This window comes from Tomitella cavernea (assembly GCF_016599145.1).
Taxonomy (GTDB): Bacteria; Actinomycetota; Actinomycetes; order Mycobacteriales; family Mycobacteriaceae; genus Tomitella; species Tomitella cavernae.
The window spans coordinates 48,586-72,358 of record NZ_JAENKO010000016.1; the positions used below are offsets into that span (position 1 = coordinate 48,586).

Below are 23,773 nucleotides of genomic sequence, written 5' to 3' on the forward strand. Positions count from 1 at the left end.
GGTCAGGCGGGGTCGAGCGGCACGCCGTCCGTATCCGGCGGCCGGTCGCCCGCCACGATCGCCAGCACATCGCGGCCGAAGCGCTCGAGCTTGGCCGCGCCGATGCCGGGTATGGCGGTGAGCGCGCGGTCGCCCGTCGGCAGCTGTTCCGCGATGGCCGTGAGCGTGGCGTCCGTGAAGATCACGAATGCGGGCACGTCGAGCTCGCGGGACTTGTCCCGCCGCCAGTCCTTGAGTGCGGCGAACACGTCGTCGTCGATGTCCGACGGGCAGCCCGCGCAGCGCCCCAGCTTGGTATCGGTGGCGCCGACCAGCGCCTTGCCGCAGATCCGGCAACGGGCCCGCTTGCGCTCGCGGCGCGGGGGCGCGATCTTCGACGCCGGTGACGAGTCGGGGATGAGCCCGTGCAGGAATCGCGAACGCCGACGGGTCTTGCGTCCGCCCTCGTTGCGCGCCAGCGCCCACGACAGCGACAGGTGCACCCGCGCCCGCGTCACCCCGACATACAGCAGGCGCCGCTCCTCCTCCACCGCCGCCTCGTCGTCGGGCGCGCCGCCCGAGCCGAGTGCGTGGGTGATCGGCAGCATCCCGTCGGTGACCCCCGCCAGGAACACCGCGTCCCACTCGAGCCCCTTCGCCGCGTGCAGTGAGGCCAGCGTGACCCCTTCGACCACCGGGGGGTGACGTGAGTCCGCACGCCGGCCGAGTTCACGCAGGAGCCCGTCGAGCGTGAGGTCGGGCTCGTGGACACGCAGCTCCTCTGCGAGCGCCACGAGCGAGCGCAGCGACGTCCACCGCTCGCGCGCCTGCGTGCCGGGCGGCTCGGCGTCGGTCAGGCCGAGCGGCGCGAGGGCGGCACGCACCAGCGCGATGAGGTTCTCACCGCTGTCGGCGCCCTCGGGAAGGTCGTCGCGCGCCGCCGTCCGGCGCAGCGCGTCCGCCGCCTGCCGGATCTCCTGGCGCTGGAAGAATCCCTCGCCGCCGCGCACCTGGTAGGGGATGCCGGCCTCGGTGAGCGCGTTCTCGAACTGTTCCGATTGCGCGTTGATGCGGTAGAGCACTGCGACCTCGGAGGCGGGCGTGCCGTCCTTGATCAGCGCGGCGATGCGCTGGGCGACGGCCGCCGCCTCGGCCGGCTCGTCGTCGTACTCGTTGAACCGCGGCTCGGGGCCGGGCGGGCGCTGCCCGACCAGCTTGAGGCGGGTGCCCGCGATGCGGCCGCGCGCCGCGCCGATGGTCTTGTTGGCCAGGTCGACCACCTGCGGTGTGGAACGGTAGTCGCGTTCAAGGCGGACCACGGTGGCATCGGGGAACCTGCGCGAGAAGTCGAGCAGGTGCTGCGGCGAGGCCCCGGCGAACGAGTAGATGGTCTGGTTGGCGTCGCCGACCACGGTCAGGTCGTCGCGCGGGCCCAGCCACGCGTCCAGCACGCGCTGTTGCAACGGCGTGACGTCCTGGTATTCGTCCACCACGAAGCACCGGTAGCGGTCGCGGAACTCCTCGGCCACCGACGAGTTCTCCTCCAGGGCTGCGGCGGTGTGCAGGAGGAGGTCGTCGAAGTCGAGCAGCGTCGAGGACGCCTTGAGCTCCTCGTACCCCGCATACACCGCGGCCACCTGCTCCGGTGGCGCGGGCGTGTCGCGGTGCAGGCGCGCCGCCGCGGCCGCGTACTGCTCGGGGACGATCAGCGACGACTTCGCCCACTCGATCTCGCCGGCGAGGTCGCGCACCGATTCCTTCGTGGTGGGAGCCCCCGCCCGCGATGCCGCCTGCCCCACCGCGGCGAACTTGCGGTCCAGCAGCTGCCAGTCCACCTCGCCGACCACCCGCGGCCAGAAGTACTTGAGCTGACGCAGTGCGGCGGCGTGGAAGGTGCGTGCCTGCACGGCACCGCCGCCGCCGTCCACCCCGAGCGCGCGCAGCCGCATCCGCATCTCCCCCGCGGCCCGCGCAGTGAACGTCACCGCCAGCACCTGGCCCGCCGCGACGTGGCCGTGGGCGACGAGGTGCGCGATGCGGCGGGTGATCGTCCGGGTCTTGCCGGTACCGGCACCCGCCAGCACGCACACGGGACCACGCGGGGCGAGAACGGCGGCGGTCTGCTCGGGGTCCAGCCCCTGCAGCGCCGCGTCCGTGCGGCCATCCCCTGCTCCGATGGTCCCTGCTCCGCCGGCTCCCATGCCCCCAGTTCCCATGCCCCCAGTTCCCATGACCCCAGTTCCTGCGACCCCCGTGCCGCCTGTCCGTCCCATTCCGCCATCATCGCAGCCACCCCCGACAGCGACCGTCCGGGTGGCCCGCCCCGGGCGCGCAGGCGGCGGCCGGGCGCCGTACCGGACGCATCCCGTCGCCCGGCCGGAACACGCCGCACTCCGTCGGCGTTATGCAGGACGTGAGCACCGAGACGGCCGCGCCCGCGGCACCCGAAACCCTGACCGTCTACACCACCGATTGGTGTCCGTTCTGCCTCAAGCTGAAGGCCGACCTGCGGTCCGACGGCATCGAGTTCGTCGAGATCGACATCGAGCAGCAGCCCGCGGCGGCCGAGTTCGTCGCCTCCGTCAACGGCGGCGACCACGTGGTGCCCACTGTGCACTTTCCCAACGGCGAGGTGGTGACCAATCCGCCGTTCAAGGGCGTGCGGCGCCGGTTGGGGCTCGCGCGAGACTGACCGCCCGTCGAGCACCCGGCGGGTCCTGTCAGCGCGGGTCCACCCAGGATTCGATCATCCCCCGTGCGATGGAGATGCTGCCGGGCAGGAGCAGCGGGGCGTCGGTGTCGGCGGCCCAGTCGCCGAGCGCCAGGGCGTCACGCACTTCGTCCCGCGTGAACCAGTGCGCCTCGGCGATCTCGCCGTCGCGGAACCGGACGGGCGCGTCCGGGTCGGCCGTCGCACCGAATCCCAGCATGATCGAGCGGGGGAACGGCCACGGCTGGCTGCCCAGGTAGCGGACATCGCGCACCGGCACGCCCACCTCCTCGCCGATCTCGCGCGCCACGCACGCCTCGAGGGACTCGCCCGCTTCGACGAATCCGGCCAGCACGGAGAAGCGGCGCTCCGGCCAGCTGGGCTGGCGGGCGAGCAGAACACGGTCGGCGTCGTCGTGCACCAAGCAGATGATGGCCGGGTCGGTACGCGGGTATTCCTCGCGCCCGCACTCGTCGCACACCCGCACCCAACCCGCGTTGGCCGGCACGGTGGCGGCTCCGTCGCGCGCGCAGAATCCGGCGCCGCGATGCCAGTTGAGCAGCGCCAGGGCGGTGACCAGCCACCTGTTCTCCACCGCCCCGAACACGGTGCCGTGGGTGCGCAGGTCTCCGAGCGAGACGTCGACGTCGAATTCTCCGGGCACGGGCGCCGAGTCGAGGCCGGGCTCGGCCACGGCCCACACGAGCCGGCCCGCGTCGCCGCCGACGAGCACCGCAGCAGCCGGCCGCGCGGCGGCGACGTCCATCGCCGCGTCGAGGCGGACGTGCGCGCCGTCGGTGCGCACTTTGCCGCGGCCGCTGACCCTGAGCACCCGTGCGGCAGGCCAGGCGGCGTCGAGGGCCGCCGCGTCCGTGCGGTCGATCCGGTCGAGCGGGTCGGCGGCGTCGCGGGAGAGCAGGGGCGGTCGGTGCAGTGCGAAGGGGGTCACGTGCCCACTGTGCCACCCCGCCCCGCCCTCGAGGGTCAGGCCTTCCGGATGTAAAGCAGCCGGTCGTTCTCCTCGATGGAGTCGACGTCGGCGGTGCCGGCACGCAGCATCTCGCCGTTGCGGACCACCGCGAGGACGATGTCACGCAGGTGCCGCGGCGAACCGCCCACCTCGTCGGGTTCCACCTCGCGTTCGGCGATGGCGAAACCTTCGTCCGGGGTGAGCAGGTCCTCGATCATGTCGACGACGTTGGGCGTGGCGGTGGCCACGCCCAGCAGCCGGCCCGCCGTCGCCGAGGAGACGACGACGGAGTCCGCGCCGGACTGCTCGAGCAGGTGTGTGTACTCGGATTCGCGCACCGCCGCGACGATCTTCGCCTTGGGCGCCACCTCGCGCGCGGTGAGGGTGACGAGCACGGCGGTGTCGTCGCGGTTGGCGGCGACGATGACCGCGGCGGCCCGCTGCGCGCCGGCGAGCCGCAGCACGTCCGCTTTGCTACCGGACCCTTGCACGGTGACGAGCCCCGCATGCGAGGCCTTCTCGAGGACCGCGGCGTCGGTGTCGACGACGACGATCTCGCCGGGCGGCACGCCGTCGCCGGTGAGCGCGTCCACCGCTGCGCGCCCCTTCGTTCCGTAGCCGATGACGACCGTGTGATCGCGCAACCTCTGCCTCCAACGTTGGATCTTGAACGCCTGGCGGGACCGTTCCGTGAGCACCTCGATGGTCGTGCCGACCAGGATCACCAGGAAAGCCATCCGCAGCGGCGTGATGACGAGGATGTTGACCAGCCGTGCCGACTCGCTGACCGGCGAGATGTCGCCGAAGCCGGTGGTGGTCACCGACACCGTCGCGTGATACATCGAATCGAGCAGCGTCATCGGTTTGCCCGCGACGTCCTGATAGCCGTCACGCTGCAGGTAGATGATGAATCCCGACAGCACGATCAACCCGATGCCGAGCGCCAGCCGGACGATGATGCTGCGGGACGGGCTGACCGGCCGCATCGGGACGCGAACGATGTTGACCAGGTCATAATCCGGGCGGTCCGTCAGCTCGTCGTCGAGGAACAGCCGTCTGCGGATGCCGCCGGGGCCGAGCCTACCGGCCATCGCAGCCGATCCCGCCGTGCACGCTATTGCTCATAACGAGGCAGCGTAGCCCGCCCGGGGCGCGGTGTCCCGGCTGCGGGGGATCCACGGGCATCGTCGCAATGTTTCAGCCTCGTTCCGTGACGGCGACGGGCCCCGCCCCGTCCGCGGGTTCGGGGGCCACCGCCAGCAGCGCGGCCAACTCGTCGACTCCGGGCAGGTCCGGGGGCGCCACAGTGCGGCCGCTGCGCACGTAGTGGAACGCGGCCCGGACGCGGTCGAGCGCCGGCGCGCCGGTCGTGCCGTCGGCGCCGGGCGCAGGCGCCATGAGCTCGGCCCAGGCCACCCGGTACACGGCGAGCTGGATCGCGACGGCGGGTTCCTCCGCAGGAGTGGGCGGTGCGCCGGTCTTCCAGTCGATCACCGTCCAGCCGCCGTCGTCGTCACGGAAGACCGCGTCGATGCGGCCACGCAGGAGCACCCCGCCGATGACCGTCTCGAACGGCACCTCCACCTCCACCGGACTGCGCACCGCCCACGGGGACGCGAGGAATGCCTCCTGCAGGGCTTGCAGGTCCGCCCCCGGGTCGGCGCCCGTGTCCGCCGCGCCGGGCAGTTCGTCGAGGTCGAGCAACCGTGTGGCACCGAATCGCCGCTCCACCCACGCGTGAAAGGCGGTGCCGCGGCGCGCGAGCGGGTTCGGCTTGTACGGGACGGGCCGGCGGAGCCGCTCCGCCAGCACGGCGGGATCCGCGCGCAACTGCACCATCTGGCTGACGGACAAGCGCGCGGGCAGCGGCACGTCGAGCGCGCGGCCGGCCGCGGCCGCACGCTCGGCCAGAAGCAGGTCGACATCGGCCGCCCACCCGTCCGGGTCGTCGCGTGCCGCGCTCTCCGGCACGCCCCCGCCGGCGGCATCCTCCGGGGCGTACTCGGCGGCGTCCAGCTCGTCGAGGATCATCCGCGCGCCCTCTTCGACGTCGCCCCGCCTGCCCGCGAGCGGGTCCACCGGCCACTGCGCCGCCCGGGGGTTGGCAGCCAGGGGGTTCTCGGTCTCCTCTGGTTCCGGCGCCCACCGTTCGACGGTGCCGGCGCCCGATGCGAGGATGTCCCGCGCCTCGGAGAGGAAGTCCGAGGGGCCCTTGGCCTTGCCTGTCGCCGGCCAGTGGTGCCCGGAGAGCAGCAGCGTGTGCTCCGTGCGCGTGACCGCGACGTAGAAGAGCCGGCGCTCCTCGTCCAGCCGGCGGCGCGCCAGCGCCTTCTTGTGCGACTCGAGCGCGTTCTCGAGGTCCTTGCGGGTGGCGCACCCCTCGAGGTCCAGCACCGGCACGCCTTCGCCGCCGTCCTGCGCGGCCCGGTCGCCGCGCAGCTGCGGCGGCAGCTCCGTGACGTCGCCCAGCCACGTGGACGTGGCCCTGTCGGCCGGGAAGACACCGCTTGCCAGGTGCGGGACCGCCACGACCTGCCATTCGAGCCCCTTCGACGCGTGCACCGTGAGGATCTGCACGCGGTGCGGGTCCAGTTCGACCTCGCCCGGGGTGAGCCCCTTCTCCACCGATTCCGCGGCGGACAGGTATCCGAGCAGCCCGGCGAGCGTGGCGTGCGGGTCGGCCGCGTACTCGGCGACGACCATCGCGAACGCGTCGAGCTGCTCGCGGCCGCCACCCGTGGTGTCGCTGCGCGCGGCCACCTCGATCCCGATGTCCAAGGACCGTTCGACCTCTGCCGTCAGCTCGGTGAGCGGTTGACCGATACGCTTGCGCAGCGACGCGAGTCGTCGTGCCAGTGCCGTGATCCTGCGGTGCCCCTCCGGCGAGTACCGCTCGGCCGGGCCGGGGTCCGCGATGGCGTCGCCGAGCCCGGCCGCATCGCCCTCGTCGCCGGGGAGCGCCGCAGCCAGGGCGTCGTGCAGTTCGTCCTCATCACTGAGCAGCCCCTGCGCACCGGGCCGCCCATGCCGGCCCAGCTCGCGCACGCGACGCGCCAGTGCCGCCAGGTCGGCCGCGCCGAGCCGGATGCGCGGCCCGGTGAGCACGCGCATCGCGGCCGTACCGGCGAGCGGGTCGGCCACGATGCGGAGCGTATCGACGACGTCGCGGACCTCGGGCTGCTGCAGGAGTCCCCCGACCCCCACCACCTCTACGGGCACTCCGCGACCTCGCAGGGCCTCGGCGATGGGGACGGAGTCCGCGTTACGGCGCACGAGGACCGCCGTGGTGGGCGGAGGCGCACCGGCCGCGCGCGCCGCCTCGAAACGGGCGGCGATGTGCTCGGCCAGCCACTCGCGCTCCGCTTCGACGTCCGGCAGCAGTGCCGCGCGCAGGTCGCCCGGCGGGACGTCCGGGCGCGCACGCAGCTCGCTCACCGGCACACCCCGCTCGCGCAGCGGGGCGGCGACCGCGTTGGCCAGCGTGAGGGCCTCGGCCGGGTTACGCCAGCTGGTGAGCAGCTCGAGGATACGGGCCGGACGCGCACCGGCGGGGAAGTCGGTGGTGAAGTACGGCAGGTTCGCCGCCGACGCGCCCCGCCACCCGTAGATCGACTGCATCGGGTCGCCGACCGAGGTGAGGGCGACCGCGGCGTCGCCGTGCCCGCCACGGCCCCGCCCGCCGGGACCGCCGGGGCCGCCGCTGTCGTGATCACCGTCCGGGTCCCTGTGCCCGCCGCCGAACAGCGAGGACAGCAGGACCCGCTGCGAGTGCCCGGTGTCCTGGTACTCGTCGAGCATCGCGGCACGGAAACGTGCGCGTTCGGCCGCGCCCACCTCTGGGTGGGCGGACGCGAGCCCGGCCGCCAGCGACATCTGCGACCCGGGATCGAGGGCGCCCTGCGCGCGGAGTTCTTCGGCGAGCCTGCGCACCAACGGCAGGAGCGCGACCCTGCGTTCCTGCACGGCGAGCGGGGCGGTGAGCTTCTGCGACGGCTCCTCACGCTGCCGCGGGCCGGGCGGCAGCGTGAACACGAGGTGTTCGAGCTCCACGTGCGACCGGTCGACATCGTCCGGATCCACCAGGTGCTCGCCCAGCTGGTTGGCCAGCTTGAGAACCTGCTCGGTGATCGCCGCCGGGCTGGAATCGGTGTCGATGTCGCCGTCCCAGGTGCTGACCACCCGGTGGGCGACCTGCCAGAGCTCGGTTTCGCCGAGCATCCGCACCGACGGCTCCATCGGCAGCAACAGGCCGTACTCCCCCAGCAGCCGGCCGGCGTACGAGTGGTAGGTGCTCACCTCCGGTTCCGCGGAGCGGAGCCTGTCGCGGATGCCTCCGCCCGGGTCGACGCTGCGCAGCAGCGACGACCCGGCGAGCCGCGCCAGCCTGCGGCGGATGCGGTCGGTCAGCTGGCCGGCCGCCTTGCGTGTGAAGGTGAGTCCCAGCACCTGCGACGGCTCGACGAGCCCGTTGGCCACCAGCCACACCACGCGTGCCGCCATCGTCTCGGTCTTGCCGGCACCCGCGCCGGCGACGACGAGCACCGGCTCGAGCGGCGACTCGATCACCGCCGCCTGCTCGTCGGTGGGCGGGAACTGGCCGAGCGCCTCGGCGATCTCGGCCGCGCCGACCCGCGCATCCTGCGACGCGGTCATTCGGTCACCTGCCTTCCGTCGGGCTGCGCCGGGCAGCTGGTCTTCACCGCGCAGTGCCGGCACGTGTCGTTCACCTGAGCGGTGAATCCGGGGCCGCGCGTGGTCTCCGCCGCCTCGTGGATGACGTTGCGCCATTGCTCGACCCCCGCGCCGTCGAGCGGCGCCTGGGCCCGTTCGACGGCGACGCCGTCCTTGTCCGACTTCGCGACGAACACGAGCCGCCCGCCGCCCGGTTCACCGCGCTCGCCGTCGACGGCGCCGGCTGCGAGTGCCACCTGGTAGGCGGCGAGCTGCGCGTGGTCGGCGGCCTCGTTCTTGGTGACAGGATTGCGCGCGGTCTTGACGTCGACGACGACGAAGCGACCGTCCGGGTCGCGTTCGAGCCGGTCGATCCGGCCCCGCAGACGCACCCCCGGCAGACCCGACCCCGCCGGCGCCTCCAGCACCACGTCCACGGCGACTTCCACGCCCGTCTCGGTCAGCTCGGTGCGGGTGGCCCGCAGCCATCCCCGGAATCCCGCGAGCATGCTGCGGTGCCGCTCGAGTTCGTGGCGCGAATACCACTGCGAGCCCAGGTCCACCTGCTGCCAGGCGGCGTCCATCTGGCGGGCGACTTCGTCCTCCGGCAGATCGGCGGCCACCGCCTGCACCAGGGCGTGCACCAACGTGCCGGCGACCGCGGAGATCTGGGCGCCGTCATCGCCGCCGTTGCGCTCGAGGAACCAGCGCAGGCCGCAATTGCGCAAGGTCTCGACGTTGGACGGCGACAGCGCCACCGGCCCGTCGTCCGTTCCCCACAGCGGCGCACCCGTACTGACGGCGGCCAGCCCGTACCACTGGCGCGGGTGCGCGCCCGGCACGCCCGCCCGCGCGAGGCGGGCGAGTTGGCGGGCGGCGCGGCGCCGACGCTCCTGCGCGGCGGGGTCGGAGCCGACAGGCGCGGAGACCGCGGCACGCAGCTCACCCACCAGCGGCCCGGGAGCCAACACCCTGCGTGCGCCGGGCTCGGCCGCGGGGATCGCGTCCCCGTCCGGCCCGGCTGCACCGGCTTCGGCCGCCGCGCCTGCCGCTCCTGCCGCCGGCGATGCGGCGAGCCCCTCGAGGAAGCGCGAGGGGACGAGCTCCTCGCCGCCCGCCGAATCCACCGCCGTCACCAACAGACGACGCCGGGCGCGTGTACACGCGACCAGGAACAGTCGCCGCTCGTCGGCGAGGAGCTCGGCGGTGCGCGAGATGCGCAGGCGCGGCTCGTCGGAATCCGGGTGCGCGGTCCGGCCGTCCATGACGTCGACGAGGTCTTCCGCTCCGAGCAGGGTCCCGCGTGCTCGCAGGTTGGGCCACAGCCCCTCCTGCACGGCCGCCACGGCGACGACATCCCATTCACGCCCCACAGCGGAATGCGCGCTGAGCAGCGACACCGCATCGGCAGGCGCCGCTGCCGCGGTGCGCACCTGCCCGGGCAGCTCCTGGTCCTCGATGTACCGGACGAAACCCGACGGATGCGCCGCGGGCAGTCCGTCGACGAAGTCCGAGGCGGCGTCGAAGAGCGCGACCACCGCGTCCAGGTCACGGTCGGCCTGCGCGCCCACGGGCCCGCCGCGGGCGGAGTCCGCCACCCATCGGCCCTCCAGCCCGCTGGTCTGCCACAGCGCCCACAGCACCTCCTCGACGCCGCCACCGGCGCACAGCGCAGCACGCCCGGCGTCGAGAACATCGCGGACCCGCCGCAGGGGCGCGGACTCGACCTCGCTGAGCCCGCGAGACAGTTCCGCAGAACCATCATCGGCGCCGGCACCGCCACCATCGGCGGCGCCGGCGGCCAGCGTCGCGCGGATGACCTCGACCGACTCGCGGTCGCGGCCCGAATCCAGCTCGGCCCTGCGGATGCCCCTCCGCAGCCGCCGCAACGCCACCGGGTCGGCGCCGCCGATGGGCCCGGAGACCAGTGCCAGCGCATCGTCCGCGGTGAACCCGCCGACCCCGCTGCCCCGCCCGCCGGACGCGGTGACGGCGCGCAGCGCGATCAGCAGGGCGGACGCACCACGCTGGCGTGCGAGCGGCAGCTCGTTCGAGGCGGTGGCCACGGGAACGCCTGCCGCGGAGAGCGCGCGTCGCAGCACCGCCGACGACGCCGGTACCGACCGTACGATCACCGCCATCTCCGACCACGGCACACCGTCCCCCAGATGCGCCCGCCGCAGCGCGTCGGCGATCAGCGCCGCCTCATGGGACGGGGTGGTGAGGACCCGGACCTCCGCCGCGCCCGCCGCTGCTCCGGGGGCCGCGGAGGGGCCTCGTTGGGGGGCGGCGCCCGGGAGACGCGCCGCCACCCGCGCGCCGACATCCACCAGTGCGCTTCCGGAACGGTGGCAGGCGGTGAGGACGATCCGCTGCGGGCTGCCCGGATCCGCGACCGAGTCGAGGTATTCCGCATCCGCGCCGCGGAAGCGGAAGGCCTGCTGGTCGCCGTCGCCCGCCACCACCGACATCCCCGCGCCCGCAGAGACCAGCCGCACCAACCCGGCGGCCTGCGGGTCCAGGTGGTGCGCATCGTCGACCAGCAGACACCGCACGCGGTCGCGCTCGGCGGCGAGCAGGTCCGGGTCGAGGGTGAACGCTTCGAGGGCCGCGCTGACGAGCTCGGCGGCGTCGAGCGCGGGCGCACTCGCCTGCGGGGCCTCCATGCCCACCGACGAACGCAGCAGCATGGATTGTTCATAGCGGGCCGCGAACCTGCCGACCGCCTGCCAGTCCGCGCGGCGGTGCCCCTTGCCGAGCCGCACCAGGTCCTCGGGGCCGTACCCGCGTTCCGCTGCACGCAGCATGACGTCGCGGAGTTCGCGGGCGAATCCGACGAGGCCGAGTGCCGGCTGCAGCCGACGCGGCCATGCCCGGCGGGCGGCGTCCCCGCCCGCCGCGAGGTCCTCGTTGTCCCCGCGCAGCAGCTCCCGGATCACCGCGTCCTTCTCGGCGCCGGTGATGAGTTGCGGAGGCGGATTGCCGTGGGCCGACGCGTGCAATCGCAACACGCCGAATGCGTAGGAGTGGACGGTGCGCACCATCGGCTCCCGCGTGGCGCGGGACGCGGTGTCCGGCCGCCCGGCGAACAGCCGCCGGGTGATCTCCGCGCGCATCGTCGCCGCGGCACGCGTGGACTGCGTCAGCACCAGCACGCTCTCCGGATCCGCCCCCGCCGCGAGCCGGGCCACCGCGGCGTCCACCAGCAGCGCGGTCTTTCCCGTCCCGGGGCCGCCGAGGACCTGCATCGCCGGCCGGGTTGCCGACCCGGCGCCGCCTCGTGCCGTCGCCCCGGCGTCCTCCAGCAACGATGCGGCGCCCCCCTCCCACTCCCGGGGGAGGGGCGCATCCCGCGCCGCACCCACCAACCGCGCCCGCGGGCGCGGCGCGGCGACGTCCGTTCCACTCACCGCCATGTCGCCGGCCACCTCCGCTCACTCGTCATCGCTCCTCCGTCCCCGGCTCTGCGGTCCACCCCGCCACACTGCCGACCCCGCCACACTGCCGACCCCGCCACACTGCCCATCCGTCGACCCTCGACCACTGCGCACCATCTCAGCACAGACCACCGACAGCCACGCCGCACCGCGATGCCCTCCCCTCCGCCCGCCGGTGACAGAATCGGCGCCGTGAGCTCCCTGCACCTGCACCGGTTCGGCCCGCCGAACGACCCCCCGCGACGCTCCCCCGACGTGCTCGCGCTCCACGGGCTCACCGGGCACGGCAAGCGCTGGGAGAACCTGGCGCGCACGTGGCTTCCCGACCTCACCGTCCTGGCGCCGGATCTGCGCGGGCACGGCCGCTCACCGTGGGCTCCCCCCTGGACCGTCGACGCGCAGGTCCGGGATCTGGCCGCGGTGTTGCGCGCGGAGGACGCGGAGCCGCTCATCGTCGTCGGGCACTCCTACGGGGCGAACATCGCCGTGCGGCTGGCGTGCGCGCATCCGGCGGCGGTGCGCGCCCTGGTGCTGCTCGACCCGGCGATGGGGCTCGCACCGGACAGGGCGCGCGACATCGCCGACGCGTACCTGCACTCGCCCGACTATCCGGACGCCGCCGAGGCGCGCGCCGACAAGCTTCATGGCGGCTGGGCCGACGTCGACCCCGCAGTGCTCGACACGGACATCGCAGAGCACCTGGTCGCTTCGCCATTCGGCGGCGTGACGTGGCGCGTCGGCGCTCCGGCGATGGTCGCCGCCTGGGCGGAGATGGCGTTGCCGGCAGTGACCCCTCCGGCCGTGCCCACGGACCTCGTCCGCGCCGCCCGCGTGCAACCGCCCTTCCTGGCCGACGACGTGGTGGACCGGTGGCGTGCGGAGCTGGGCGAACTGCTGACGGTGCACTCCGTCGACTGCGAGCACATGGTGTCCCAGTCACATCCCGGGCTCGTCGCGAAGCTGGTGCGCCGCGCCCGGGAAAAGGAGTCCTGAGCCGTGGCCGCCACCACCGAGGAACAGGTGGAACGCGTACGCGAGCTCATCGCCGCGATCCCGCGCGGGAAGATCTGCACCTACGGTGCGATCGCCGCGGCCGCGGGGCTGTCGACGGCGCGCACCGTCGCCTGGATTCTGCGCGTGGACGGCGGCGGACTGCCGTGGCAGCGGGTGATCCGCGCGGACGGGCGGCCCGCCCCCGCCATGCGCTCGCGCCAGCTGCCTCTTTTGGCGCAGGAGGGTGTCCCCCTCATCGACGGTCGCGTGGACATGCGGAGCGCGTTCCACGAACCCTGACCCGTCCCGCGACGCGCGGATCCGTTCCCGCGCCACGAAGGGCCGTGTCCATGACGTGAACAGCCGTCTACCACAGGTCCTCGAGGTAGCGCGGCCTGCACGCGAAGAACGCGCCGACGACCATCACGCACATCGACACGAGCATGAACGCGAACGGCCACGCCCATCCGCCCGTCATGTCCCGCAGCACACCGAACAGCAACGGGCCCAGGCACGCCGCCGTGTAGCCGATCCCCTGGCTGAACCCCGACATCCGCGAGGCGCCGGACTGCGTGCGCGTGCGCAGGTTGATCAGTGTCAACGACATAGGGAACGTGCTCGGCCCGAGCCCCAACAGCACCACCCACAGTATCGGCGCCCCCATGGGCGCGAAGTACAGCCCGCTGAAGCCGACGATGTACACGACGGCGCAGCCGAGGACGATCGGGAACGGGTTGTACATGCGCGCGCAGACGGTGGGCCCGGCGAGCGCGGCGATCAGGCCCATCGCCGAGAACAGCGCCACCATCGCACCGCCGAACGCCTCGTCGGCGCCCGCGTCGGAGAAGATCCGCGGCAGCCAGGTGAACAGCGAGTAGGTGATCAGCGAGGTCATCCCGAACATTCCCGCCAGGCCCCACGCCAGGGTGGTGCGCACCAGTGACCCGCGCCGCCCGGCGGATTCGTCGACCGCGCTCTCGACGATCACGGGCGCGTCCGCACCGGAGCCCGATCCGGATTCGTCCGGCGCCACGCTCGACACCGCCCGTTCCGCGGCGTCGGCGGTCTTGCGCGAGCGCAGCAGGGCGAGCGTCGGCAGCAGCGCGGCCGCGGCGACCAGCGCCCACATGCCCAGCGACCACCGCCACCCGTACGCGTCCGCCACCGGGACGGCCACCAGCGGCGGCACGGCCGTTCCCAACTGCACGCAGGTGATGTACACGGCGCTCATGATCGCGACGCGGTCCGAGAAGTAGCGCTTCACCAGCGGTGGAATCACCACGTTGCCGATGCCCATGCCTGCCAGGGCGACCCCGGAGAACACCAGCAGCAGGGCGGTGTCGTCGACGAGCGCCCGGATCAGGAGTCCGGCACCGGACAGGAACATCGCGACGACCGCCACTCGCTCCAGCCCCATCCTGCCGATGAGCAGTGGTGTGAGCAGACCGAACAGCGCGAACATCGCCGTGGGGACCATGCCGAACACGCCGGCCACCGCCGAGCCGAAGCCGATCTCGTCGCCGATCCTGTCCAGCAACGGGGTGATGGAGGTGACGGCGGTGCGCAACACCAGCGCCGACAGGGCCAGCGCGAGGAATGCGATGAGCCTGCCCGCGAAGAAGCCGCGCAGACCGCCCGCCGGACCCCGCGGACTTTTGCGCACGCCACCGCCGATTCCTGTCACACCCACCGTCGCCTTCTCCCGCCGTCATCGTGGCCGTCCGCCGATTGCTCCGACAAATCATAGGATGATGGGATGTATCGGATGAAACGGGTGCGGTGACACAGCGTCGCGGTGACGGAGTGGGCGCACCGACCAAGGGGACGGAGGGAACGGGTCGTGCAGTCGATCACGCGGGGCCGGGGACTGGTCGATCAGGTGACGGAGATGCTGCGCGGGGAGATCCGCCAGGGCCGGTGGCCGGTGGGCTCGCGGATCCCCACCGAGGCGGAGCTGTCCCGGATCACCGGTGCGGGACGCAACACGGTCCGCGAGGCCGTGCGCTCGCTGGTGCACGCGGGACTGCTCGACCGTCGCCAGGGCTCCGGCACGTTCGTGCTGGCGGACTCGTCGGTCACCGCCGTGCTGCGCAGAGAGATCGACCCCGCCCGTCGGAGAGAACTGCTGGAACTGCGGCAGGCGCTGGAGGTCACCGCCGCGACTCTCGCCGCGCAGCGCCGCAGCGCGGAGGACATCGCGGACATGCGCCGGCTGCTCGCCCGGATGGATCGCCACCACAGGGACGGCGACCTCGACGCCGCCGCGCGAGCGGACGCGGCGCTGCACCGCGCGGTGGTCGTCTCCGCCCACAACTCGACCTATCTGCAGGTGTATGAGGGCGTGGTCCCCACGATGACCGAGGAGATGCTCGCCGAGCTCTCCCACTCGGGGACCGTCTATCTGAGCGAACACCGGGCGCTGGTCGACGCCATCGACGACGGGGACGCCGCGCGCGCCGCCGCGACGCTGCACGGCTTCCTGTCCGCCTTGCTCGCCCGCGACGCCGGAAACGGATGACCGCCCGGCCCCCGCGGCGGCCGTTCCCTTCCGGTGGTGCCGGGTGCTAGCGTGGTCGCTGGTTTCAGGGGGAGGCCGCCGCCGCGGCGGCCGGGGGAACGCTTACGGGGGGATTCACCGTGCAGGACTTCGGGTATTCGGACGCGCAGAACGTCGGCACCGCACCCGCGGGCCCGCCCTGGCTGGCAAGCGGCGCGCAGGCGGAACGGGCGGCGGCCGCACCCGGCCCCTTCCGGCCCGTCCCTCCCACAGCCGCCCACGCACCACCCGCATCGGAGAACCCCTCGCCCGCACCGCGAATCCTGGGGCCGGCCCCGGCTCCGATGCCCGCGGATCCGTCGGAGAACGGGGCCGCACCGACCGGCCCGACGCCGGCACGATCCCGCGCGTCGGCGCATCGGGAGTTGTCCGACCTCGACCTGCTCCAGCGTTCCAGGCGTCCCCCGTCCGGCGGCTGGCGCCGCGCCGTGCACGTGGCCTCCGGCAGGCTGATCAACCCGGGCGAATCGCGCGCCGAGGCCGCCCACCGCGAACTCGTGGCACGCATCGACCAGCCGATCCGCGGCGACTACCGCATCGCGGTACTCTCCCTCAAGGGCGGGGTCGGCAAGACGACGACCACCATCGGCCTGGGCTCCACGTTCGCCTCCGTTCGCGGCGACAGGGTCATCGCCGTCGATGCGAACCCCGACCTGGGCACCCTGGGCCAGCGCGTCCGCTCGCAGACGTCGTCCACCGCGCGGGGCCTGCTCGAGGACCCCCGGATCCGCCGCTACTCCGACGTGCGCGCGCACACGTCGCAGGCGCGCAGCCGACTCGAGGTGATCGCGTCCGAGAAGGACCCCGCGGTCTCCGAGGCCTTCAGCGAGCAGAACTACCGGTCGGTGCTGCGGATCCTCCAGTCGTACTACAACATCGTGCTCACCGATTGCGGCACGGGCCTCATGCACTCCGCGATGGCGGGCGTCCTCGACACCGCGGACGCGCTGGTGCTCGTCACCTCACCCGCCATCGACGGCGCCCGCAGCGCGCTGGCGACGCTCGACTGGCTCGAGCACCACGACCGGGGCGACCTGGTGGAGGGGTGCGTCGTCGTCATCAACTCCGCCGGGCGCGGAACGAGTGCGGTGAAGCTGCCGCAGCTGCAGGAGCTGTTCGCCGGCCGGTGCCGCGTCGTCCACACGATCCCGTTCGACCCGCACCTGGCCGAAGGCTCGGAGGTGGACCTGGACCTGCTCGGCAGGGGCACCCGCAGGGCATTCCTCGAACTCGCCGCCGTGGTGGCGGAGGGATTCTCGCTGCCGCGCCGGTAACGGTTCTCCCACCCGCGGGCCCACCTGTACGCCCCGACCTACACGAGGAGCCGGACGAGCTCTGTGGTGCGCTCCAGCCCCGGCAGCACCCCGGCGGTGGCCCTGTCGTGCAAGGCGTGCACGGCGAGCCGGAAGATCATGGCCCGCAACAGCATCTGCGGCCACTCCGGCAACACCCCCCAGCGTTCGACGAGCCCGTCGTCAGCGCCGCCCCAGGAGATCGCGTCCACGACGATCACCGCGGCGGCCCACGGCGCGGGACGCCAGTACGGCACGATGTCGCGGATGCCCGGGGCGGCCGCACCGGCGAACAGCACGGTGCTGAACAGGTCGCCGTGCACCACCTGGTCCGGGATGTCCACGGGCTTGCGCAAGGACGCCAACTGGTGCACGAGCGCGCTGCTGCGATCCCCGTCCGGCCCCGCCGCGACGATCGCGTCCAGGCCGCGGACGCCGGCGAACGGCACGCTCTCCCACGCGGCCCTGTCCGCCAGGGCGAAGATGTCCGCATCGCTGTACGGCGGGGCGGGCGGCTGCGCCAGGAACCGCGGACGCGACAGGGACGATGTGGCGGCGTGCAGCCGCACCGACAGCGACACCACCTCGTCGTATCGGGGCTCGGGTTCGCCGGTGATGAACGTGTCCGCGCGCCAGCCGGACACCACGTACCGTCCGTCGCTCGAGCGCACCGGACGGGCCAGCCGCACGCCGTCCACGTCGAGGGTCTCGCGCACGCTCGCCGACCACGCCGCCCGTGCATGGTCGGCCACCGGCGAAAGCACCGCCTCGCCCACGCGCCACGCGCCCGTCCCGTCACCCAACGGCATCAGCTCCCGGCCGCGCAGGCCGAACGTGGACCGGACGTGTTCCGGAGGAAGGTCTGTAGAGCTCACAACCCGTAACCTACCGTCGAGCAGGCGCGGCCGTGCCGGTAGTCGCCCGGCCGTGTCGGCGGACGCCGGCGACGCTGTGCCCCGGCGGCGCGGGCGGAAAGCGCCCGTCAGTACCGGGGCATACCCGTATCGACGGTGCGCGCCCAGTCGTCGATCCCGCCGGCGAGGCTGCACACATCGCGGTGGCCGCGCTCACGCAACCACGCCGCCGCCTGCGCCGAACGGCCGCCGGACTTGCAATACACGACCACCCGCCGGTCCGCCGGGACGTCCACCAGCGGATCCTCGGCTCCCGCGGCGAATCCGCCCATCGGCACCAGCCGGGCACCCGGGATCCGCGCGATCGCCCATTCATCCGGCTCACGCACGTCGATCAGCTCCACACGCCCGTCCCCGCCTTCGGCGACGGCATCGAGTTCCGCAGCGAGCGCAAGCGCGGAGGTCTCCGGCACGTCGGGCTCCGCGGGCGCGCCGCAGAGCCGCTCGTAGTCGACGAGCCCCGTGATCGGGGGCGCGGCCGGATCCTTACGGATGCCGATGGTGCGATGACTCATCTCGAGCGCATCGTAGATCAGCAGCCGGCCCAGCAGAGGCCGGCCGATGCCGGCGATGAGCTTGACCGCTTCGGTGGCCATGACCGAGCCGACCGCCGCGCACAGCACGCCGAGCACCCCGCCTTCCGCGCACGAGGGCACCGTGCCCGGCGCGGGCGGCTCGGGGTAGAGGTCCCGGTAGTTCACCCCGCGACCGCCCGGCGCACCGTCCCAGAACACCGACACCTGGCCGGAGAAGCGGAAGATCGACCCCCACACGTACGGGCGGCCCGCGAGCACCGCGGCGTCGTTGACCAGGTAGCGGGTGGCGAAGTTGTCGGTGCCGTCCAGGATCAGGTCATACTGCCCGAACAGTTCCACCGCATTGCCGTTGTCCAGCGGCTCGGGGTGCAGGCGCACGCGCACCCGGGAGTCGATGGCGCGCATCGAGTCCAGCGCGCTGTCCACCTTCCGGCGGCCCACATCGGCCTCACCGTGGATGACCTGGCGGTGCAGATTCGACTCCTCGACCACGTCGAAGTCGACGATCCCGATGGTGCCGACGCCCGCCGCTGTCAGGTACATCAGCGTCGGCGCGCCGAGTCCGCCCGCGCCTATGACGAGGACGCGAGCGTTGCGCAGGCGACGCTGGCCGTCCACGCCCAGCTGCGGAAGGATCGTGTGCCGGTGGAAGCGCGCCCGGTCGCGGCCGCTGAGCTCCGGCCCGACGCCGACGAGCGGCGGCAGCTGGCCCACGCCGGCTGACGAGGTGCTCATGACCGGGGGAACGGCCACGGGTTGGCGTGGCACGTCATACCGTTCTTGGGGACCACGCCGTCGGGGTCGAGCTTGGCGATGTCATCGTTCGCGACGCCGAACGTCTGCTGCATCATGATCGGCGCGAGCCCGCCGTCGCTCTGGCACGGCTGGTGCTGCGCGTAGCCGATGGCGTGGCCGATCTCGTGGTTCACCATGTACTGCCGGTAGGAGCCGATATCCCCCTGGAATGCCACCGCGCCCCGCACCCAGCGCGGCTCGTTGAGCACCACACGCTTGAGGTCGGCGTTGAAACACGACGTCTCCACCGGGATGTCGTAGCCGCAGCTCTGCCGCACCGTCATCTGCGAGGTCAAGGCGACGTGGAAGTCGGCGTCCGGGGAGTCGACACGCCGGAACGCGACGGTGGGGTCGTTGATCCAGCTCTTGGGGTTCGCCAGAGTGTGGTCGACCATGCTGGCGAATGCTTGATCCCCGCCGTAGCCGGTGGTGTCGACGCCGTCCTCGACGTCGACGGTGTAGGTGTACACGTGCTGAGTGCCCTGGCCCACCTGGCCCGTGGTTCCGGGGACGATATGGAAAGTACCGGCGCCCCGCTCGGTGAACGGGCCGCCGTCGGGCAGCGCCGCCGAGGGCACCGACGGGTCGAAGCGGCCGTCGGCGACGGGCGCGCCGATGATGCCGTTGATATCTGAGGAGCGTGCGCCCAGGCTGGGCGACTCGGCGCCCGAGGTGCCGCCGCCGCGGAATGCCTCGATGATGACGAACACCGTCACCACCACGAGCACCGGGATCGCGTAGGCACGCCACCCGTACTGGGAGACGAACCGCCCCAGCCGGGTCTGGCGCCTGATCCCCTCGCGCTCGCTGCGCCGGGCGCGCGGGCGCTGCGGGCCGAAGGTGGGGTCCCACCGCGCGCGCAGCGGCTGGTTCCACGACGGAAACGAGAATCCGCCCTGCGCGTCTGCGGAGTCGCGCACTCGCTGGCCGTCGGTGTAGTGCGGTTCGGGACCGCGGTCGCGCACGGCCCCGGCTATGCGTCCGTCGCCGTCCGCCGCCGGACGGCGGGAACGGTGCGCGTCGTCGTCCCGATATGTCACAGCACCAGAATCTCATACTCCCCTACCTGGGCACGAGGTACACCGCCGATGCGCACCGCCGGGCGCCCGCGCCGACCGAGTAGTCTGAGTCTCCGATTCACGCGTACCGGCCTGCGGACCCTGCACGACCCTCGTTCCTAGAAGAACCCGATGACCTGGAGAACAATGACTGATACCGCCCGCGGGGCGCCGGAGGGTTCCACGGACTCCGCGCGTCAGACCACGAAGAAGGCCGCCCGCATGCCGCGCAACGAGCGCCGGCTGCAGCTGATGGAATCGGCCAGCACGGTCTTCGTGGTCCGCGGCTACCACTCGGCGGGGATGGACGAGATCGCCGAGACCGCGGGCGTGAGCAAGCCGGTTCTCTACCAGCATTTCCCCAGCAAACTCGACCTCTACATGGCCGTACTGGCCAGGCACATCGACCAGATGGTGCACGGCGTGCGCCAGGCGCTGCGCTCCACCACGGACAACCGCAAGCGCGTGCACGCCGCGGTGGAGGCGTTCTTCGACTTCGTCGACAACGACACCCAGGGGTACCGGCTGGTGTTCGAATCCGACTTGATGGGCGATCCGCAGGTGCAGAGCCGGGTGGAGAACGGCGTCGACGCGTGCGTGGACGCGGTGTTCGACACGGTCAGCCAGGATTCCGGGCTGGACCCGTACCGCGCGCGGATGCTCGCAGTGGGCCTGGTGGGCGCCAGCCAGGTGAGCGCGCGGTACTGGCTCGAGGCCGACCGTCCCATCACCAAGGAGGACGCCGTGTCCACCACGGCCGCGCTGGCCTGGGGCGGGCTGGCGCACGTGCCCATGCAGGGGCGCCGCGAGGGCTGAGCGCCGGCCCGCGCACGCCGTCGGCGCCGGGCGGGGCCTTCGACGGCGGCCGCCCGGCCGCCGTCTACTTGAGGAAGCCGACGGGACGCGAGTCCTTGATGCCGATCTCGACGTACGCGATCCGGGCTGCGGGCACGACGTACCGTCGGCCCTTCTCGTCCTCCAGACTCAGCACTCCCTCGCCGCCGGACAGCGCCGCGGAGACCAGCTTCTCCACCTCGTCCGGGGCCTGTGCGCTGGCGATCACCAGTTCACGCGGGTTGTCGGACACACCGATCTTGACCTCCACGGTCTTCCTCCAAGTCTCGATCCCAGTCGTCGTGAACCGCGGATCACTCCGTCGTGCAGCGGATCACTCTGCCGTGTCGTGGGGCGCGGCCCCACGACACCCGGAACACTATCCGAGGCCCAGGGATTCCATCCGCTGCGCGTGCTTGTCCTGGATCCGGTCGAACAGCTCGGCGAGATGGTTGATGTCGCCGGCGGCCGCGATCACCAGTTCACTCAGTGCCTCGCTCTGCAGGGCCACGTACTGCGCCTGCGTGACGGCCTCGCCGAGGAGCCTGCGCGCCCACAGCGCCAGCCGCGAACGCACCTGCGGGGTCTTGTCGATGGCGGCGCGCACCTCGGCCACCACGAACTCGGAGCGCGCCGTCTCCTCGAGCGCCTCCGATACCACGCTGCGGATCTCCTCCGGCAGCGCGGCAACGATCTCGCGGTGGAAGTCCGAGGCCAGGCCGTCGCCGATGTAGGCCTTGACGAGCGATTCGAGCCACGAGCTGGGCGTGGTCGACGCGTGGAACTGTTCGATCGTCTGCTCGTACGGCGCCATCGCATCGAAGATGTCGCGTCCACGGTCGGCGAGCGCTCCGCGCAGCAGCTCGAAGTGCTCGTGGTCGGTGGCGGCCAGGCCCGCCATCGCCACCTTGCCGCGCACGGTGGGCGCCATCGCGGCGGCGTCGGCCGTGAGTCGGTAGAAAGCCGAAAGCTGCCCGTATGCGAGGAGGCCGTACAGCTCGTCGACGCCTGGATGGTCTGCGCTCACCCGCCGCGTCGCACCGGCGGGATAGGCGGAGCCTGCGGAGTCCGGACCAAAGGCGTCCGGGGAGACGGTTTCGGGGTTCGTCATGCACTGCACAATAGCGCCGGTGCGGTCCGGCGCCCCCGCACACCGGCTGCGACCGGTAGGATGGGGGCCGCGCCGGCATGAAGGCCGACGCGGCCCGGATCTCCGGCGGCCGACAGGCGGCGGGCGTTCCGTCGGTGCACTGCGGGTATCCCTGCGGGCTCAGCCGGCGTGAACCCTGCACACCGCGGCCGTGCAGGCAGTGTCCACAGCAGGCAGAGCGCCTGGAATGGGAGCGTCCACCACGGACCGCCGGGTCGGCAATGTGCGCGCACCGATCGGCAGGTCTGTCACCAGTTCGACGGCGACTGCCCCGCATTGGGATCCGGTGCCCCGCGGACGCCGCCCGCACGGGCTGCGTCAGGGGCACGGCGGCCGCAGGCCCCCACCGCAGGTGGGCGGGGCCGCGGCCCAGCAGCCCACCGTCTGCGTGCGCGCGACGACCGCACGGAAGGCAATACCCTGAGCAAGCAGACCATCGACACCGGCGTGACTCCGAGCCCGGACGTCAGCCCGGTGTCCCTCAACCACACTCCCGACTCCCCCGCCCCCACCTTCGCCGAGCTCGGCGTCCGCGACGAGATCGTCCGCAGCCTTGCCGACGCCGGCATCGAGCGCACCTTCGCGATCCAGGAGCTGACGCTGCCGCTGGCGCTGGCCGGCGACGACCTGATCGGCCAGGCGCGCACGGGCATGGGAAAGACCTACGGCTTCGGCGTTCCGCTGCTGCACCGCATCTCCGTCGACGCCGAGCGTCCTTTGGACGGCGCCCCCCGCGCCTTGGTGATCGTGCCGACGCGCGAGCTGTGCGTGCAGGTCACCAAGGACCTTCAGGAGGCCGCGGTGCACCTGGGTGCACGCGTGACGTCGATCTACGGCGGCCGCCCGTACGAGGACCAGATCGCGGCGCTGCAGTCCGGTGTCGACGTGGTCGTGGGCACCCCCGGCCGGCTCCTCGACCTGGCCAACCAGGGCCGCCTCATCCTGGGCAAGGTCTCCGTCCTCGTGCTCGACGAGGCCGACGAGATGCTGGACCTGGGGTTCCTGCCCGATATCGAGCGGATTCTCGGCATGGTGCCGGACCAGCGCCAGACCATGCTGTTCTCTGCGACGATGCCGGGGCCCATCATCACCTTGGCGCGTACGTTCCTGACCAAGCCGACGCACATCCGCGCGGAGGAGCCGGACTCGTCGGCGGTGCACGAGCGCACCGTCCAGCACGTGTTCCGCGCGCACGCCCTGGACAAGGTGGAGATGCTCACGCGCATCCTGCAGGCCCGGGGCCGCGGTGCGACGATGATCTTCACCCGGACCAAGCGCACAGCGCAGAAGGTCGCCGACGAGCTGGCCGAGCGCGGGTTCAAGGTGGGCGCGGTGCATGGCGACCTGGGCCAGGTGGCCCGCGAGAAGTCACTCACGGGCTTCCGCTCCGGCGAGGTGGACGTGCTGGTCGCCACCGACGTCGCAGCGCGCGGCATCGATATCGACGACGTCACGCACGTCATCAACTACCAGTGCCCGGACGACGAGAAGACCTACGTGCACCGCATCGGCCGCACGGGCCGCGCGGGCCGCACGGGCATCGCAGTGACCCTCGTCGATTGGGACGATGTGCCCCGCTGGCAGCTCATCGACAAGGCGCTCGGCCTGGACATCCCGGAGCCGGTGGAGACCTACTCGAGCTCGGAGCACCTGTTCGTCGACCTCGACATCCCCACCGACGTCACCGGTAAGGTGGGCCCCGCCACCCGCACCTCCGGCAGTCCGCGCGGTTCCCGCAACGGCGACGCACGCTCCGAGTCGGGCTCCGGCGCGACGCGGCGCCGCGCCGACGGCAAGGCCGCGGCGCAACGCAACCGTTCATCACGGCGCCGCACGCGCGGTGCGCAGCCGGCCGGCGACAGCGCGGCGGCATCGCA

At 72.7% G+C, this 23,773-nt stretch carries 18 protein-coding genes; 7 read left to right on the plus strand and 11 right to left on the minus strand.

The genetic code is table 11. The features are described 5' to 3' along the window. Window positions 1–2: 2 nt before the first annotated feature. On the minus strand, window positions 3–2,180 hold the full coding sequence (locus JJ683_RS07850; protein ID WP_200172809.1) for an ATP-dependent DNA helicase UvrD2: 2,178 nt from the start codon (window positions 2,178–2,180) through the stop codon (window positions 3–5). Between the two features lie 203 nt (window positions 2,181–2,383). Here JJ683_RS07850 and JJ683_RS07855 point away from each other — a divergent pair, with 203 nt between their 5' ends. Then, complete coding sequence (locus tag JJ683_RS07855; RefSeq protein WP_200172810.1) at window positions 2,384–2,671, plus strand: glutaredoxin domain-containing protein; 288 nt, start codon at window positions 2,384–2,386, stop codon at window positions 2,669–2,671. A gap of 28 nt (window positions 2,672–2,699) precedes the next feature. Here the strand turns inward: JJ683_RS07855 and nudC are convergent, their stop codons facing one another. The 4 genes from nudC to JJ683_RS07875 all read right to left on the minus strand — a co-directional run bounded on the left by nudC (window position 2,700) and on the right by JJ683_RS07875 (window position 11,746). Beyond that, window positions 2,700–3,638: an NAD(+) diphosphatase gene (nudC, locus tag JJ683_RS07860; RefSeq protein ID WP_200172811.1), complete on the minus strand. Its 939-nt coding sequence runs from the start codon at window positions 3,636–3,638 to the stop codon at window positions 2,700–2,702. A gap of 35 nt (window positions 3,639–3,673) precedes the next feature. Continuing rightward, on the minus strand, window positions 3,674–4,750 hold the full coding sequence (locus JJ683_RS07865; protein WP_200172812.1) for a potassium channel family protein: 1,077 nt from the start codon (window positions 4,748–4,750) through the stop codon (window positions 3,674–3,676). A 106-nt stretch (window positions 4,751–4,856) separates the two neighbouring features. Beyond that, the gene (locus tag JJ683_RS07870; protein WP_200172814.1) at window positions 4,857–8,312 is read right to left on the minus strand and encodes an ATP-dependent helicase; all 3,456 of its coding nucleotides are present in this window, start codon (window positions 8,310–8,312) and stop codon (window positions 4,857–4,859) included. Next, on the minus strand, window positions 8,309–11,746 hold the full coding sequence (locus JJ683_RS07875) for an ATP-dependent helicase (RefSeq protein WP_200172816.1): 3,438 nt from the start codon (window positions 11,744–11,746) through the stop codon (window positions 8,309–8,311). Before JJ683_RS07875 ends, JJ683_RS07870 begins: the two co-directional genes overlap by 4 nt. A 213-nt stretch (window positions 11,747–11,959) precedes the next feature. On the opposite strand from JJ683_RS07875, the gene JJ683_RS07880 reads away from it, so the two are divergent. Beyond that, window positions 11,960–12,760 carry an alpha/beta hydrolase gene (locus tag JJ683_RS07880; protein WP_372435263.1) on the plus strand — a complete coding sequence of 267 codons (801 nt, stop codon included), beginning with the start codon at window positions 11,960–11,962 and terminating at the stop codon, window positions 12,758–12,760. 3 nt (window positions 12,761–12,763) lie between these two features. Beyond that, a complete protein-coding gene (locus JJ683_RS07885) occupies window positions 12,764–13,060 on the plus strand; it encodes an MGMT family protein (protein WP_200172820.1) in 297 nt (98 codons plus the stop codon). Window positions 13,061–13,127: 67 nt separating this feature from the next. Here JJ683_RS07885 and JJ683_RS07890 read toward each other — a convergent pair whose 3' ends face one another. Beyond that, the gene (locus tag JJ683_RS07890; RefSeq protein ID WP_200172850.1) at window positions 13,128–14,390 is read right to left on the minus strand and encodes an MFS transporter; all 1,263 of its coding nucleotides are present in this window, start codon (window positions 14,388–14,390) and stop codon (window positions 13,128–13,130) included. A gap of 210 nt (window positions 14,391–14,600) precedes the next feature. Between JJ683_RS07890 and JJ683_RS07895 the strand changes: the two genes are divergently transcribed. Together JJ683_RS07895 and JJ683_RS07900 are read left to right on the plus strand one after the other, a co-directional pair. Beyond that, window positions 14,601–15,278, plus strand: a complete 678-nt coding sequence (locus JJ683_RS07895) for a FadR/GntR family transcriptional regulator (protein ID WP_200172822.1) — start codon at window positions 14,601–14,603, stop codon at window positions 15,276–15,278. A gap of 404 nt (window positions 15,279–15,682) precedes the next feature. Then, window positions 15,683–16,591 carry a MinD/ParA family ATP-binding protein gene (locus tag JJ683_RS07900; RefSeq protein ID WP_372435264.1) on the plus strand — a complete coding sequence of 303 codons (909 nt, stop codon included), beginning with the start codon at window positions 15,683–15,685 and terminating at the stop codon, window positions 16,589–16,591. A 38-nt stretch (window positions 16,592–16,629) separates the two neighbouring features. On the opposite strand, the gene JJ683_RS07905 is transcribed toward JJ683_RS07900, so the two are convergent. The 3 genes from JJ683_RS07905 to JJ683_RS07915 form a co-directional block, all read right to left on the minus strand. Beyond that, entirely contained in the window at window positions 16,630–17,484 is an 855-nt protein-coding gene (locus tag JJ683_RS07905; protein WP_200172824.1) for a TIGR02569 family protein, read from the minus strand. A 107-nt stretch (window positions 17,485–17,591) separates the two neighbouring features. Continuing rightward, complete coding sequence (locus JJ683_RS07910) at window positions 17,592–18,794, minus strand: ThiF family adenylyltransferase (protein ID WP_200172827.1); 1,203 nt, start codon at window positions 18,792–18,794, stop codon at window positions 17,592–17,594. Continuing rightward, window positions 18,791–19,894: a DUF3152 domain-containing protein gene (locus tag JJ683_RS07915; RefSeq protein WP_372435265.1), complete on the minus strand. Its 1,104-nt coding sequence runs from the start codon at window positions 19,892–19,894 to the stop codon at window positions 18,791–18,793. The genes JJ683_RS07910 and JJ683_RS07915 overlap by 4 nt, the downstream gene beginning before the upstream one ends. Window positions 19,895–20,059: 165 nt before the next feature. Here JJ683_RS07915 and fasR point away from each other — a divergent pair, with 165 nt between their 5' ends. Continuing rightward, window positions 20,060–20,728 carry an HTH-type transcriptional activator FasR gene (fasR, locus tag JJ683_RS07920; RefSeq protein ID WP_200172829.1) on the plus strand — a complete coding sequence of 223 codons (669 nt, stop codon included), beginning with the start codon at window positions 20,060–20,062 and terminating at the stop codon, window positions 20,726–20,728. 64 nt (window positions 20,729–20,792) lie between these two features. Here the strand turns inward: fasR and JJ683_RS07925 are convergent, their stop codons facing one another. After that, window positions 20,793–21,017, minus strand: a complete 225-nt coding sequence (locus tag JJ683_RS07925) for a DUF3107 domain-containing protein (protein WP_200172831.1) — start codon at window positions 21,015–21,017, stop codon at window positions 20,793–20,795. Between the two features lie 108 nt (window positions 21,018–21,125). After that, a complete protein-coding gene (locus tag JJ683_RS07930; RefSeq protein ID WP_200172833.1) occupies window positions 21,126–21,857 on the minus strand; it encodes a ferritin-like fold-containing protein in 732 nt (243 codons plus the stop codon). A 486-nt stretch (window positions 21,858–22,343) separates the two neighbouring features. Between JJ683_RS07930 and JJ683_RS07935 the strand changes: the two genes are divergently transcribed. Further along, window positions 22,344–23,773, plus strand: a 1,430-nt coding sequence (locus JJ683_RS07935) for a DEAD/DEAH box helicase (protein WP_307810757.1), incomplete at its 3' end; no start/stop codon positions are given.